This is a genomic window from Ramlibacter ginsenosidimutans (assembly GCF_016654015.1).
In the GTDB taxonomy this organism is placed as follows: domain Bacteria; phylum Pseudomonadota; class Gammaproteobacteria; order Burkholderiales; family Burkholderiaceae_C; genus Ramlibacter; species Ramlibacter ginsenosidimutans.
Map to the genome: position 1 here is coordinate 100,460 of NZ_JAEPWM010000004.1, position 15,010 is coordinate 115,469.

The 15,010-nt window shown below is 70.9% G+C and carries 12 protein-coding genes; 8 read left to right on the forward strand and 4 right to left on the reverse strand.

Annotated elements, in window-relative coordinates; translation table 11 throughout:
* Positions 1-24: 24 nt before the first annotated feature.
* From JJB11_RS11630 to JJB11_RS11640, 3 genes are read right to left on the reverse strand one after another with little or no spacing between them, the layout of a single operon-like run.
* Positions 25-819 carry an FAD binding domain-containing protein gene (locus tag JJB11_RS11630; RefSeq protein WP_201170777.1) on the reverse strand — a complete coding sequence of 265 codons (795 nt, stop codon included), beginning with the start codon at positions 817-819 and terminating at the stop codon, positions 25-27.
* A 21-nt stretch (positions 820-840) separates the two neighbouring features.
* Positions 841-3,216: a xanthine dehydrogenase family protein molybdopterin-binding subunit gene (locus JJB11_RS11635; RefSeq protein WP_201170779.1), complete on the reverse strand. Its 2,376-nt coding sequence runs from the start codon at positions 3,214-3,216 to the stop codon at positions 841-843.
* Positions 3,217-3,225: 9 nt separating this feature from the next.
* Positions 3,226-3,699, reverse strand: coding sequence for a (2Fe-2S)-binding protein (locus tag JJB11_RS11640; RefSeq protein WP_201170791.1), 474 nt, complete (start codon positions 3,697-3,699; stop codon positions 3,226-3,228).
* A gap of 165 nt (positions 3,700-3,864) precedes the next feature.
* Between JJB11_RS11640 and JJB11_RS11645 the strand changes: the two genes are divergently transcribed.
* Positions 3,865-4,983: a helix-turn-helix domain-containing protein gene (locus JJB11_RS11645; RefSeq protein WP_201170796.1), complete on the forward strand. Its 1,119-nt coding sequence runs from the start codon at positions 3,865-3,867 to the stop codon at positions 4,981-4,983.
* Between the two features lie 516 nt (positions 4,984-5,499).
* Here JJB11_RS11645 and JJB11_RS11650 read toward each other — a convergent pair.
* Entirely contained in the window at positions 5,500-6,255 is a 756-nt protein-coding gene (locus JJB11_RS11650; protein WP_201170809.1) for a TOBE domain-containing protein, read from the reverse strand.
* A 26-nt stretch (positions 6,256-6,281) separates the two neighbouring features.
* Between JJB11_RS11650 and modA the strand changes: the two genes are divergently transcribed.
* The 7 genes from modA (at position 6,282) to JJB11_RS11685 (ending at position 14,855) form a co-directional block, all read left to right on the forward strand.
* The gene (gene modA / locus JJB11_RS11655; RefSeq protein WP_201170811.1) at positions 6,282-7,046 is read left to right on the forward strand and encodes a molybdate ABC transporter substrate-binding protein; all 765 of its coding nucleotides are present in this window, start codon (positions 6,282-6,284) and stop codon (positions 7,044-7,046) included.
* Positions 7,047-7,049: 3 nt separating this feature from the next.
* Positions 7,050-7,733, forward strand: a complete 684-nt coding sequence (modB, locus tag JJB11_RS11660) for a molybdate ABC transporter permease subunit (RefSeq protein ID WP_201171614.1) — start codon at positions 7,050-7,052, stop codon at positions 7,731-7,733.
* On the forward strand, positions 7,730-8,803 hold the full coding sequence (modC, locus tag JJB11_RS11665) for a molybdenum ABC transporter ATP-binding protein (protein WP_201170814.1): 1,074 nt from the start codon (positions 7,730-7,732) through the stop codon (positions 8,801-8,803). The genes modB and modC overlap by 4 nt, the downstream gene beginning before the upstream one ends.
* A 140-nt stretch (positions 8,804-8,943) precedes the next feature.
* Entirely contained in the window at positions 8,944-10,578 is a 1,635-nt protein-coding gene (locus JJB11_RS26555) for a mechanosensitive ion channel domain-containing protein (RefSeq protein ID WP_201170823.1), read from the forward strand.
* 214 nt (positions 10,579-10,792) lie between these two features.
* Positions 10,793-11,437: a glutathione-regulated potassium-efflux system oxidoreductase KefF gene (gene kefF, locus JJB11_RS11675; RefSeq protein ID WP_201170843.1), complete on the forward strand. Its 645-nt coding sequence runs from the start codon at positions 10,793-10,795 to the stop codon at positions 11,435-11,437.
* Entirely contained in the window at positions 11,438-13,309 is a 1,872-nt protein-coding gene (kefC, locus tag JJB11_RS11680) for a glutathione-regulated potassium-efflux system protein KefC (RefSeq protein ID WP_201170854.1), read from the forward strand.
* The gene (locus tag JJB11_RS11685) at positions 13,302-14,855 is read left to right on the forward strand and encodes an ABC transporter permease/substrate-binding protein (protein WP_201170860.1); all 1,554 of its coding nucleotides are present in this window, start codon (positions 13,302-13,304) and stop codon (positions 14,853-14,855) included. Before kefC ends, JJB11_RS11685 begins: the two co-directional genes overlap by 8 nt.
* The last annotated feature ends 155 nt before the right edge of the window (positions 14,856-15,010 follow it).

Sequence of the window (15,010 nt, forward strand, 5' to 3'; positions counted from 1 at the left end):
CGCGGACCGGCCCCGGCCGGCGCATCAGCCCAGCGCCTTCGCCACCGCGCGCTGCGCCAGCACCGAGATCAGGTTGGCACGGTAGGCCGCGCTGCCATGCAGGTCCGCGGACAGGTTGCCCGCATCGATCCTCACCCCAGCGGCCGCCTCGGGCGTGAAGCTCTTGCTGAGCGCCTGCTCCAGCCCCGTGTGCCGGAACACGCCGTTGCCACCGCCGGTGACCGCCACGCGCACGCCGCTGTCGGTCTGCGCCACGCAGACGCCGATCAACGCGAAGCGCGAGGCCGGCTGCTTGAACTTCAGGTAGGCCGCGCGTTTCGGAATCGGGAAGCTCACCGAGGTGATCAGCTCGCCGTCGTTCAGCGCCGTGGCGAACATGCCCTGGAAGAAGTCGTCGGCCGCGATCTTGCGCTGCGTGGTCTGGATGGTCGCGTTCAGCGCCAGTGCGCCGGCGGGATAGCAGGCCGCCGGATCGTTGTTCGCCAGCGAGCCGCCGATGGTGCCCATCGCGCGCACCTGCCGGTCGCCGATGCCGCCCGCCAGCTCCGCGAGTGCGGGGATGGCGGACTTCACTTCCGCGTGGGCGGCGACGTCGGCGTGCCGCGTCATCGCCCCGATCACGATGGCATTGCCCTCGCGGCGGATGCCGGAGAGCTCCGCGATCGCGCCCAGGTCCACCAGCTTCTCGGGGTTGGCCAGGCGCAGCTTCATCGAGGCGAGCAGGGTCTGGCCGCCCGCCAGCACCTTGGCGCCGCCGGCCGCTGCCGCGCGCTGGGCGTCGGCCAGCGAGGCAGGCCGTTCGAAGGTGAATTCATACATGGTGTTCGTCTCCTTCGGTTCTCAGGGCCTGGCTGCCTGGATGGCTTCCCACACGCGGCTGGGCGAGGCGGGCATGTCGATGTCCTTCACGCCCAGGTCGCGCAACGCATCGAGCACCGCGTTGATCACGGCCGGCGGCGAGCCGATGGCGCCGGCCTCGCCGCAGCCCTTGGTGCCCAGCGGGTTGTGCGTGCAGGGCGTGCAGACGGTGTCGAGCTGGAACTTCGGGAAGTCGTCCGCCCGCGGCATCGCGTAGTCCATGAACGAGCCGGTCAGCAACTGGCCGCTCTCCTTGTCGTAGACGCAGTTCTCGATCAGCGCCTGGCCGATGCCCTGCACCAGCCCGCCATGCACCTGGCCCTCGACGATCATCGGGTTGATGATGGTGCCGAAGTCGTCCACCGCCGTGAAGCGGTCCACCCGCACCACGCCGGTCTGCGGATCGATCTCGACCTCGCAGATGTAGGTGCCCGCGGGGAAGGTGAAGTTGGTCGGGTCGTAGAAGGCCGTTTCGTTCAGGCCGGGCTCCAGCTTGTCGAGCGGATAGTTGTGCGGCACGTAGGCCGTCAGCGCCACCTGGCCGAAGGTCACCTTCTTGTCGGTGCCCTTGACGCGGAACTCGCCGTTGCTGAACTCGATGTCGCCTTCGCCGGTCTCCATCAGGTGCGCGGCGATCTTCTTCGCCTTGGTCTCGATCTTGTCGAGCGCGCGCATGATCGCCGCGCCGCCGACGCTGATCGAGCGCGAGCCGTAGGTGCCCATGCCGAAGGGCACGCGCCCCGTGTCGCCGTGCACGACGTCGATGTTCTCCACCGGGATGCCCAGCCGCGCGGCCACCACCTGCGCGAACGTGGTCTCGTGGCCCTGCCCGTGGCTGTGCGAGCCGGTGAACACCGTGACGCTGCCGGTCGGGTTGACGCGGATCTCGCCGACCTCGAACAGGCCCGCGCGCGCGCCGAGCGCACCGGCGATGTTGGACGGGGCGATGCCGCAGGCCTCGATGTAGCTGCTGTAGCCGATGCCGCGCTTCAGGCCCCTGGCTTCGCTCGCCTTGCGCCGCTGCTCGAAGTTCTTCACGTCGGCCAGCGCATTGGCCTTGAACATGGCGCCGAGATAATCGCCCGTGTCGTACTGGAGCGCCACCGGCGTCTGGTACGGGAAGGACGTGATCATGTTGCGTTCGCGGATCTCGTCCTGCGGCAGGCCCAGCTCCCAGGCGCAGCGCGTGACGATGCGCTCCAGCAGGTAGGTTGCCTCGGGCCGCCCGGCGCCGCGGTACGCATCCACCGGCGCCGTGTTGGTGAACCAGGCGTCCACTTCCACATACACCTGCGGGGTCGTGTACTGGCCCGCCAGCAGCGTCGCGTACAGGATGGTGGGCACCGCCGTCGCGAAGGTGGACAGGTAGGCGCCCAGGTTCGCGTCGGTGTGCACGCGCAGGGCCAGGAACTTGCCCTGGCTGTCCACGGCGAGCTCGGCGTGGGTGACGTGGTCGCGCCCGTGCGCGTCGCACAGGAAGGCCTCGCTGCGGTCGCAGGTCCACTTGATCGCGCACTGCAACTGCCGCGCGGCCCAGGTGAGGGCCACGTCCTCGGCGTACAGGTAGATCTTGGAGCCGAAGCCGCCGCCGACGTCGGGTGCGATCACGCGCACCTTGTGCTCGGGCAGGCCCAGCACGAAGGCCGTCATCAGCAGGCGTTCCACGTGCGGGTTCTGGTTGGCGACGTAAAGCGTGTACTCGTCCGTCGCCCGGTTGTACGAGCCGATGGCCGAGCGCGGCTCGATGGGATTGGGCACCAGGCGGTTGTTCACCAGGTCCAGCTTGGTCACGTGCGCGGCCTTGGCGAAGGCCGCGTCCACCTGGGCCTTGTCGCCGATCGCCCACTTGTAGCAGCGGTTGTCCGGCGCGATGTCGTGCAGCGCCGTGGCCTTGGCCGCGTCGCGCACGTCCACGACCGCGGGCAGCACGTCGTATTCGACTTCCACCGCTTCGGCCGCATTGCGCGCCTGTTCCACCGTATCGGCCACGACCATCGCGACGTGGTCGCCGACGTAGCGCACCTTGCCTTGCGCCAGCACCGGATGCGGCGGCTCCTTCATGGGCTGGCCGTCGGTGCTGGTGATGAGCCAGCCGCAGGGCAGCCCGTTCATCTTGCCGGCGATGTCGTCGCCAGTGAAGACGCGCACCACACCCGGCATCGCAGAAGCACGCGCCGTGGCTATGCGCTTGATGCTCGCATGCGCATGCGGCGAGCGCACGAACACGGCGTAGCGCTGGTGTGCGAGGTTGATGTCGTCGGTGTACTGGCCGTCGCCCATCAGGAAGCGCGCATCTTCCTTGCGGCGCAGGGACTCGCCGATGTGGGGCAGCTTGGCGAAGTTGTCGTTGGCACCCATGGCGGCCTCCTAGGACTTGCCGGCGAGGGCCGCCTGGCCCATCTGCACGGCCTTGACGATGTTCTGGTAGCCCGTGCAGCGGCACAGGTTGCCTTCCAGCTGCTCGCGCACCTGCGTCTCGCTGGCGTTGGGATGGCGCTGGCACAGGTCCAGCGCGCTCATCACCATGCCCGGCGTGCAGAAGCCGCATTGCAGTCCGTGGCATTCCTTGAACGCCGCCTGCATGGGATGCAGCGTGCCGTCGGCGGCGGCCAGGCCTTCGATGGTGGTGATCTCGGCGCCGGGATGCTGCACGGCCAGCGTGTTGCAGGACTTGATCGCGCGGCCGTTGACGAGCACGGTGCAGGCGCCGCACTGGGCGGTGTCGCAGCCCACGTGGGTTCCTGTCAGCCGCAGGTGCTCGCGCAAGGCGGTGACCAGGAGCGTGTTGGGAGCGACGTCGACGTTCGCCGCCTTCCCGTTGACCTTGAGTGCTACCAGCATGGGATCTGTCTCCTTGGGGACGGACTGGCATTGTTGAATTGCGCCCCGCTCCCCTGCTCAGGCCAAACCCTAGGTGGGCCGGGCACTGGCGGGAAATTCTCAAAATGGAACAATGGCCCCCGGGCAGTGCAGGACACTGTCGGGCAGGAGATCCAAGGAACGTCCATGAACCCAGCAGGCGCCAGTGCCGGCGCGGAACGGCTGCTGCAGATCGCGCGCGCGCGGCAGGCGGTGATGGAGGAAGGCCGGTCGATGACCGATGTGCTCGTCCAGGGCTGGTACGACGCCGGCTGGATCGAGCGTTCGTGGCGGCGCTGCCTGGTCAATGGCCAGCGGCCGCACGACCACGTCACCTTCGCCGCGGTGCCCGACCAGCAGATGCGCCGCGCCGCCGAAGGGAGCCGCGCGCTCGTCACCGCCGCGCGCCCGGTCCTCGAGCAACTGGGCCGGGCCATTGCGAGCACGCGCTACTTCGCCATCCTCACCGACGAAGCAGGCGTCGTGGTCGACGCGCACGGGCCGATCGACCGCGCCGACCCGAGGGCCGCCCTGATCACGCGCGTAGGCGTGGACCTCTCCGAGCGCAGCGTGGGAACCACCGCGATCGGCGCCGCGCTCGCGGAGCTGCAACCGGTGTGGCTGCACCGGGGCGAGCACTTCTTCCAGGAGACCAGCTGCTACAGCTGCGCGGGCGCGCCGCTGTTCGGCCCGGACGGCCGCTGCGTGGGCATGCTGGACCTGACCGGGATCGACGCGGCCGAGCGGCCCGAACTCAAGCACCTGGTCGCGCAGTCCGCGCGCAGCATCGAGAACGCCCTGGCCGTCTCGCGCCCGCACCGGCTGGTCCTGCGCCTGAACTGGCCGGGTCGCCTGCTGGGCGACGACGACGACGGCCTGCTGTGCCTGGACGACGAGGGCTGGGTGACCGGCAGCAATGGCGCCGCGCGCCAGATGATTCCGGCGCTCGCTCCGTCGCGCGGGCCGGTGCATTGCAGCGAACTGTTCGCGCAACCGTGGGAGCCGCTCTTCGACGAGGCGCACCGCGCGGAGCAGGTCCCGCAGGACCTGGCGCTGTGGTCCGGCCTGCGCCTGTCCTGCCTGCCGCAGCCCGCCGGCGAAGCGCGCACCGGTGCCGGCATGCGCATGCCGCTGCGCGACGTGGAGATCGCGATGATCCGCAAGGCCGTGAGCGACGCCCGCGGCAACGTCATGGAAGCGGCCCGCTCGCTCGGCATCAGCCGCGCCACGGTGTATCGCAAGCTGGCGCAGAAGACGGGGAAGTAGCGGTTCGTTCACGACACTGGCCCCGTGTCACGGTGATTGAATCGGAAACCGTAGGCTGGTGGTGAGCCGCAGGCGAACCCCAGCTTGCTGCGCTACGCTGGATCGCTGGGGTTCGCGGTGCTCACCGCCAGCCTACGAGTACGAGGGTCCGTGAGGCTTACGCGCAGGGGCCACACTGTTCATCGTCGCGGCAGGCGGCGTGCGGTGCAGGCCCGCATGAAGGGCATCGCCTGGAAGCCGGTCCGGGCGGCGGAGCGCGGTTACGAGAGCGCAGCGTATCGAACCGCGCGTACGTTTCATGCTACCGCGGCACTTGTCCGAGCAGAGAGTTTGACCGCTGCGCGGGCAAACTCTCTGCGAGTTGTGCCGCGCGACGCCGCCCGGACCGGCTTGCAGGGGAGTCGGCGCGCGCAGCCGCCGACCGATGCCCAGCGGGCCTGCACCGCACGCCGCCTGCCGCGACGCCCACCGCGCTCCGCAGAGGCAACGAGTGCGTGGCCGAAATCGTCCGCCCCTCTAACCTGCCAACGCAATCACCACCGCCGACGCATCGAGGTGAGCGAACGCGGCATCACCTCGGCGCAATCCCTGCGCGGCCGGGGCGAATCCCACCAGTTGCGCGCCCCCTTCCAGCGACAGCGCCACTTCGCCGGCCGCGGCCGCGCGCGTTGCGCGGCTGACGGTGCCCGCGAGCACGTTCGCGCGCGCCGGGTCGGCGACTGCAAGCACGTCGACCGCCGTCGCCTTGCACAGCGCCAGCACCTCCTGCCCTTTCGCCAGCTGCAGCAACTGCACGCTCTCGCCGGTGATGCGCGCCACAAGCGTGGCGCCACCGGGCAGTTCGAGCGTCACGTCGTACGCCCCACCGGACCGCTTCAGCGCGGAGATCCGGCAAGGCAGGTGATTGCGCATGCTGGTGCGCAGCCCCAGGGCCGCCACGCTAGCCGGCAGCCCGCCACGTTGCGCCAGGCGATCGAGAACCGCCTCGCGGGCGCGCGCGACCTCGTCGGCGGCCTGCAGCACCTGCATGCCGGCTTGCGTGAGCCGCGCACCGCCACCGCCGGCGCCGCCGACCGCGCGCTCCACGAGCGGCGCGCCGGCCAGGTTGCTCAAGGTGTCGAGCGCCTGCCAGGCCGCCTTGTAGCTCACCCCCGCATCGCGCGCGGCCTGCGAGATGGAGCCGAGCGCGCCGACGCGGCGCAGGATCTCCACGCGCTTGTCCGCCACCGCGTGCACCAGCGCGCCGGCGAGCTGCAGGGGTCGACGGGGCATGCACCTATACTAGCGCTATTCCTTGGATGAATAGCGGGGGTCCCGTGCTGCGAGCCTGGCTGACGACGTGGATGCTGGCGCTGGCCGCCGTATCGGCGCAGGCCGCGCAGGTGCAGGTGGCCGTGGCGGCCAACATGGCCGCGCCGATGAAGCAGATCGCCGCCGACTTCGAACGCGCCACGGGACACCACGCGGTCGTCGTGCTCGGTTCCACCGGCAAGCTGTATGCGCAGATCCGCGTGGGCGCGCCCTTCGACGTGCTGCTGGCCGCCGACGACGAGACTCCGGCGCGGCTGGAGGCCGAAGGACTCGCCGTCCGCGGCACGCGCTTCACGTATGCGACGGGGCGCCTCGTGCTGTGGAGCGCCGACCCGGCCGCGGTGGACGCGCAAGGCCAGGTCCTGCGCCAGCCGCCGCAGGGCAAGCTGGCCATCGCCGATCCGCGGCTCGCGCCCTACGGCGCGGCTGCCCTGCAGGTGCTGGCAGCACTCGGCGTCGCCTCCGCCTGGGCGCCGCATCTCGTGCAGGGCGAAAGCATAGGCCAGGCCTACCAGTTCACCGCGACGGGCAACGCCCGCCTGGGCTTCGTCGCACTCGCGCAGGTCATGGCCGCCGGCCGCATCACCAGCGGCTCGGCGTGGATCGTTCCGGCGGACCTGCACAAGCCGCTGCGGCAGGACGCCATCGTGCTCACCCCCGGCCGGTCCAACGCAGCCGCCGCCGCCCTGCTGCACTACCTGCGTGGCGATGCCGCCCGCGCCACACTGCGCGGCTACGGCTATGTCACCTGACGCATCGTGTTCACGCAAGAAGACCTGCAGGCGATCTGGCTCACGCTGAAGCTGGCCACGGCCACCACGGCGCTGCTGCTGGTACTGGCGACGCCGCTCGCCTGGTGGCTGGCGCGCACGCAAACGCGCTGGCGCGGCCCCGTGTCGGCGCTGGTCGCCCTGCCCCTGGTGCTGCCGCCGACGGTGCTGGGCTTCTACCTGCTGGTCGCCTTCGGGCCGCAGGGCTGGGGCGGGCAGCTCACGCAGGCGCTGGGACTGGGGCTGCTGCCCTTCACCTTCGGCGGACTGCTGCTCGGCTCCGTCCTCTACTCGCTGCCCTTCGCAGTGCAGCCGCTGCAGCACGCGTTCGAAGGCGTGGGGCGCCGGCCGCTGGAGGTCGCGGCCACCTTGCGCGCCGGCCCGCTGGATTCCTTCGTCCACGTCGTGCTGCCGCTCGCGCGCGGCGGCTTCGTGCAGGCGGCCGTCCTGAGCTTCGCGCACACGGTGGGCGAGTTCGGCGTGGTGCTCATGATCGGCGGCAACATCCCGCAGCAGACCCGCGTCGTCTCCACCCAGATCTACGGCCACGTCGAGGCCCTGGAATACACGCAGGCGCACTCGCTCGCGGCGGCCATGCTGGCGTTTTCGTTCGTGGTGCTGCTCTCGCTGGCGCTGCTGAACCGGCGCAGCGCGCGGGTGCTGGGATGACAGGCCTCGCGATCCGCGTGCGCCTGCCGCGGCCGGACTTCCTGCTCGATTGCGACCTGCACCTGCCCGCCAGCGGCATCACGGCGGTGTTCGGTCCGTCCGGCTCGGGCAAGACCACGCTGCTGCGCTGTGTCGCCGGACTGGAGCGGCCGGCGCAGGCGCGGGTCGTGCTGCAGGGCGAGACCTGGGAAGACAGCGAGCGCGGCCTGCGCCTGCCCACGCACCGCCGGCCCCTGGGCTACGTGTTCCAGGAGGCGAGCCTGTTCGACCACCTCGACGTGGCCGGCAACCTGCGCTTCGCGCACCGGCGCGCGGGACGCGATGCAGCCCCGCTGCAGCCGCTGCTCGAACTCCTGGGCATCGCCGGACTGCAAGGGCGGCGGCCCGGTGAGCTGTCCGGCGGCGAACGCCAGCGGGTGGCGATCGCCCGCGCGCTGGCCACGGGCCCTCGCGTGCTCTTGCTGGACGAGCCGCTCGCTGCGCTCGACCTCGCGCGCCGCCGCGAGATCCTGCCCTGGCTGGAGCGGCTGCGCGACGAGTTGCGGATCCCGATGCTCTACGTCACGCACGCGGGCGACGAGGTGGCGCGGATGGCCGACCACCTCGTGCTGCTGGACGCGGGCCGCGTGCGCGCCTCCGGGCCGCTGGCGGAGACGCTGGCGCGCATCGACCTGCCCGCGGTGCCCGGCGAGGAAGCGGGCGCGCTGCTGCACGGCGCCATCGGCCAGCGCGACGCGCGCTGGCAGCTCGCCGAGGTCCGCTTCGAGGGCGGCGCCCTGTGGATCGCCGACCCGGGCTTCGCATCGGGGCATCCGGTGCGCGTGCACGTGCTGGCGCGCGACGTGAGCCTGGCGCTGGTGCCGCCGCAACAGAGCTCGATCCAGAACGTGCTCCCCGCCATCGTCCGCGCCATCGCGCCCGGCGGCCATCCCTCGCAGGCGCTCGTGCAGCTCGCGTGCGGGCCGACGCTGCTGCTCTCGCGTGTCACTACGCGCTCGGTGGAGGCACTGGAGCTCGCGCCGGGCCGCAGCGTCTGGGCCCAGGTGAAGTCCGCCGCACTGGTCGCCTAGCGCGCCGGGCGCGCACGCTGCCCCTGCGTGCAGGGCCATTGCCCCGCACCCGGATGGCGGCGGCAGCGCCGCCCTGCGACCATGCCCGATTCCCGCTGGACCTTCTGCGCACCGCGGGCAATCAGGAAATGCGAGGACAAGTGCGAGCGACCGCCGCCACCGTGGGCTGGATCCGCGCCTGGGCGCACCTGGTGCTGCTTTGCGTGCTCGTTTGCGGCGCGCTCCCGCATCCCGCCTTCGCGCAGATCCCTGCGCTGGCCGGTTCCGCTGCGAAGGGCAGCGAGCCCGATGCCGTGCACCGCGACCCGCTGGACCGCGGGACGCCCCGCCGCGCCGTCGCTGCCTTCATCCGAGCCGCCCACCGCAACGACATGGTCGCCGCCTTGCGCTACGTGCAGGCGGGCGGACGGTCGCAGGCTCGCGCGGAAGACCTGGTGCACGGCCTCAACGGGCTGATGGACCGCTACTTCCACCAGCCGCTGGCCTCCATCAGCGACGCACCCGAAGGCTCGCTCGACGACGGCCTGCCGCTCGATCGCGAGCGCATCGGGCCGCTGAAGATCGGCCGGCGCGACGTCTACCTGGAACTGGTGCGGGTCAACGACCCGAGCTCGGGCCCGGTGTGGCTGATCTCCTCCGAGACGCTGGCCCGCGTGCCCGCGATGCTCGACGACGAGGAGCGCTCCTGGGTCGAGGCCTGGTTGCCGGACCGCCTGTTCGCGCCCGCCGCGTTCGGCTTCTCGTTCGCGGAGATGCTCGTCTGGGTCGCATCACTGGCCCTGCCGCTGCTGCTGTTGCCGCTGCTGCTGCGGCTGCTGCTGGTGGTGGCGTGCCGCGTGCTGCCGCGGCGGCGCGAGGCGCTCCAGCTCTGGCACGACGCTCTGCACTGGCCCATCGTGCTCGCGCTGCTGGTCGGCCTGCAGCTGGTGGCGCTGCCCTGGTTCGGCCCGACGGTGTCGTTCCGCTTCGCCTACACGCAGGTCGTGCTCGTCGTGCTGGTGATCGTGCTGGCGTGGGGCCTGCACCGCCTGATCACGTTGGCCCTGCGCCGCGTGTCGGTTCGCGTGGAGCACCATGGCCGCACCGGCGTGCGCTCCGTCCTCATGCTGGGCGAGCGGCTGCTCAACGTGCTGCTGGTGCTGCTCGCGGTGCTGACCGTCCTGTCCCTCGCGGGCTTCGAGGTGAAGACGCTGCTGGCGGGGCTGGGCATCGTCGGCATCGCTGTCGCGCTCGGCGCGCAGAAGACCATCGAGAACATCCTGGGCGGCATGATGCTGCTGGGCGACGAGGCCATCGCGGTGGGCGACGTGTGCCGCATCAACAACCGCCTGGGCACGGTGGAAGACATCACCCTGCGCTCCGTGCGCTTCCGCACGATCGAGCAGACGCTGCTGTCCATCCCCGCGGGCGTGCTGGCGCAGGCCGACCTGGAGAACTTCGCATCGCGCGGCAAGATCCTCGCGCAACACCGGCTGCGTCTTGCGTACGGCACGCCGGTGGAGCAGTTGCGCGCGATCTGCGCCCAGCTCGGCGCGCTGGTGGATGCGCATCCCCGCCTCGAGCACCCGCTGTCGCGCGTGCGCCTGATCGAGTTCGCGCCGCTGGGCATCGAGCTGGAGCTGTACGCGTACGTGCTGACCAGCGACCTGCCCGAATTCCTCGCCATCCGCGAGGACCTGCTGCTGCAAGCCGCAGCCCTCGTCGAATCCGCCGGCGCCCGCTTCGCCGACCCCACGGCAACCGAACTGCTGCGCACGCAAACGCCGGCGCCTTGAGCGAGGAGCGGGCGGGCGCGAGCTGGTGAACGCAGAGGGCGCAGAGGTTGCGCAGAGGACGCAGAGGGACTTCCATCGAAAAGGGTCTTCTCTGCGTACCTTGGCTGTTTTTCTCTGCGTCCTCTGCGTTCTCCTGTCCGCATTCGCTCTGTCGCTTCCTCTCGGCCATCGGCCAACCGCAGCGCCCGGTTCCCGATTGCGTTATGTTCGCGGCATGCCAGATTCCGAACCGCGGGCTGCCGCGCCTCGCGTCTACCTGATCGCTGCGCATCCGGACTGGTCGGAGTCGCGCGTGAACCGGCTGTTGCTGGAGGCGGCGCGGCAGGTGCCGCACGTGAAGGTGCGCGACCTGTATGGCGCCTATCCCGACTACGACATCGACGCGTCGCGCGAGCAGTCGCTGGCGCAGGCGGCGGACCTGCTGGTGCTGCTGCACCCGATCCAGTGGTACGCCATGCCCGCGCTGATGAAGCTCTGGTGCGACGAGGTCCTCGCCTACGGATGGGCCTATGGACCCGGCGGCACGGCGCTCACCGGCAAGGACGTCTGGCTGGTCGCGAGCACCGGCGGGCCCGAGGCCTCGTACCACCCGCAAGGCTACAACCGCTATTTCTTCGACGCATTCCTGCCGCCGTACGAGCAGACCGCCACGCTGTGCGGCATGCGCTTCCTGCCGCCGCTGCTGCTGCACGGCGCGCATCGCGCGAGCCACGCGGACATCGAGGCGCACGTGGGCGTGTTCCAGCAGCGGCTCGCGAGTTACCCGGACTGGCCGGAGCTGGAGGACCTGGGGGCGTGCCCCGTCGTGGACGTTCCGACCACCGACCGGCCGCTGCCGGATCCGCACACGGAGGCCTGAATGGAGCCGCACCTTCCCGGCTGGCTGACCAGCAGCCTGATCTACCTCGGCGCCGCGGTATTCGTGGTGCCGCTGTCGCGTGCCCTTGGACTGGGATCCATCCTCGGCTACCTCGCCGCCGGCATCGCGATCGGCCCCTACGGCTTCGGCCTCGTGAGCAACGTCGAGGACATCCTGCACTTCGCCGAGTTCGGCGTGGTGCTGATGCTGTTCCTGGTCGGGCTGGAACTGGAGCCGCGGCGCCTGTGGAGCCTGCGCCAGCCGATCTTCGGCTGGGGCAGCGCGCAGGTGCTCGGTTGCGCGGCGCTGCTGTTCGGGGTGGGCCTGCTCGCGGGGGCGCCGTGGCGCGTCGCGCTCGTCGCCTCGCTCGGGCTCGCACTGTCGTCCACCGCCATCGCCCTGCAGGTGATGGGCGAGCGCAACCTGCTGCCCACCAGCAGCGGCCAGGCCGGCTTCTCCATCCTGCTGTTCCAGGACGTCGCGGCCATTCCGATCCTGGCGCTGCTGCCGCTGCTGGCCATCGGCGTGCAGGACGCGCACAGCGAGACGCCCGCGTGGGAAAGCGCGGCCAAGATCGTCGGCGTGATCGCGGCCATCGTGCTCGGTGGCCGGCTTGCCCTGCGCCCGCTGCTGCGGTGGATCGCGCGCAGCCGCACGCCGGAGATCTTCACGGCCGCGGCGCTGCTGCTGGTCGTCGCGATCGCCGCGCTCATGCAACTGGTCGGCATGTCGATGGCGCTGGGCGCCTTCCTCGCCGGCGTGCTGCTGGCGGAAAGCGAATACCGGCGCGAACTCGAGACCGACATCGAACCGTTCAAGGGCCTGCTGCTGGGCCTGTTCTTCATCGCGGTCGGCATGAGCGTGGACTTCGCCGCGCTGGCCCACGCCCCGCTCGCGATGGCGGCCATCGTGCTCGCGCTGCTGGCGCTGAAGGCCGTGGTGGTCTGGTTCATCGCCAAGCCGATGGGCATCCCGCTGCAGGAGCGGCCCGTGTTCACGGTGCTGCTGGCGCAGGGCGGCGAGTTCGCGTTCGTGGTGTTCCAGGCCGCAGCCAACGGCTCCGTGCTGCCGGCGGAGACCGCGTCGCTGCTGATCGGCGCCGTGGCGGTGTCCATGCTGCTGGGCCCGGTGCTGCTCGTGGTGGTGGACAGGTGGGTGATGCCGCGCCTGGACGGCGCGGCGCGCAGGAAATTGCCCGAGCTCAGCGAGCCGCAGCATGCGCCGGTGATCATCGCGGGCTTCGGCCGCTACGGGCAGATGGTGGGACGCCTGCTCAATGCGCAAGGCATTGCCTCCACGGTGCTGGACCACGACGCCGACATGATTGAAGCGGCGCGGGCGTTCGGCTACAAGGTGCATTACGGCGACGCCACGCGGCTGGACCTGTTGCGTACCGCCGGCGCGGCGTCGGCCCAGGTGTTCGTGGTGGCGGTGGACGACCGCGAGCAGTCGCTGCGCATCGTGGACCTGGTGCAGGAGAATTTTCCGAAGCTGCAACTGGTCGCGCGCGCCCGCGACGTCACGCACTGGAACGAACTGCGCGACCGCGGCGTCATGCGGGTCGACCGCGAGCTGTTCGAATCCAGCCTGCGCACCGGGCGGCGCGTGCTGGAGCTGCTGGGGCAGACGCCGCACGAGGCGCGCCGCCAGGCCATGCGCTTCCGCCGCCACAACCTGGCGCTGTTCGAACGGATGTATCCCTACCACCGCGACCGGGCGAAGATGATCGCCGTGGTCAAGGAAGGCCGGCAGCAGCTGGAGGCGCAGATGGCGCGCGAGCGCGCCGACGCCGAGGCGCGCCGCCATCGCAGCGACGATCGCCTGCCCGGCTGGGACACGCCCCAGGAGGAGGAAGAGCAAAGCCATGGCTGATCGTCCGGGGCGCCTGTTCGCCCGCATCCTGCTGGCTGCGCTGGTGCTGTGCGCCAGCCTCGCCTCCGCTGCCGCCCCGGTGGTCGTCGGCTCCAAGCGCTTCACCGAAAGCTACCTGCTCGGCGAGATCGTTCGCCAGACCTACGAGCGCTCCGGCATCGCGGCCGAACACCGCCAGGGCCTCGGCAACACCGCGGTCATGGAGCAGGCGCTCGCCACGCACGGGATCGACCTGTACCCCGAATACACCGGGACCATCGTGCGCGAGCTGCTGAAGAAGGACGCGCCCGCGCCCACGCTCGAACAGATCAACGCCTGGCTGGCCCCGCACGGGCTGAAGGCGGGCATCCCGCTCGGCTTCAACAACAGCTACGCGCTCGCGATGCGCGAGGACGACGCCGCCCGCCTGGGCATCGCAAGCATCTCGGACCTCGCGCGCAGCCGCGAGCCGCTGCGCTTCGGGCTCTCGCACGAATTCCTGGTGCGCGCCGACGGCTGGAACGCGCTGAAGAAGGCCTACGGCCTGCCCTTCACGCCCGGCAGCGGGCTGGACCACGGGCTCGCCTACCAGGCGCTCGCGGCGAAGCAGGTGGACGTGGTCGATGCGTACACGACCGATGCGCAGATCCAGCGGCTGCACCTGCGCGTGCTGCGCGACGACCGCCAGTTCTTTCCGCGCTACGACGCGGTGCTGCTGATGCGTGCCGAAGTCGACGAGCGTCCGCTGGCCTCGCTGGCCGGCCGCATCGACGAGGATGCGATGCGGGCCATGAACGGCGCGGCCGAAATCGACGGCAAGTCCTTCACGGCGGTCGCGCGCGACTTCCTCGCACGCGGCCAGGGGGCGCAGCCCGCAGCCGCAGCCGCCGCGAGCGCCGCGCCGGCGCAGCGCCAGGGCTTTTGGCAACACCTGTTCGCGCCGGACCTGCCGCGCCTGCTGCGCCAGCACCTGGTGCTGGTGTTCGGCTCGGTGGCCATCGCCATCGTGATCGGGCTGCCGCTCGGCGTGCTGGCCTTCCGCCGGCCCCGGATTGCCGGAGTGCTCATGGGCGCCGTCGGCATGGCGCAGACGATTCCGTCGCTGGCGCTGCTCGCGTTCCTGATCGCCATCGTCGGCAGCATCGGCTTCGTGCCGGCGCTGGTGGCGCTGGTCGTCTACGCGCTGCTGCCCATCGTGCGCAACACGCACGCGGGACTGGCGAGCCTTGCGCCGGGCGTGCGCGACGCCGCGTACGCGCTGGGCCTGCGCGAGCCGCAGGTGCTGCGCAGCATCGAGCTGCCGCTGGCCGCGCCCACCATCCTCGCCGGCATCAAGACCGCCGCCGTCTGGAACGTGGGCATGGCCACGGTCGCCACCTTCATCGGCGCCGGCGGCCTGGGCGAACGCATCGTGGCCGGACTGGCGGTGAACGACACGAACACCATGCTGGCCGGGGCGGTCCCGGCGGCATTGCTGGCGCTGGCGATGCAGTGGCTGTTCGACGGGGTGGAGCGGTGGGTGGTGCGTGGGCAGCAGGCGAACGCAGAGCGCACAGAGGTTGGATAGCGCGGGAGCGGGCGGGAGAACGCAGGGGCGCGCGGAAGTTGGCTAGTGCGAGAGCGCGCAGGAGAACGCAGAGGGCGCAAAGGTTACGCAGAGGACGCAGAGAACACATGAAGGTTTTCTCGTTTCCCTTGCCTTCCCGCTGCGCTTTCCCCCCT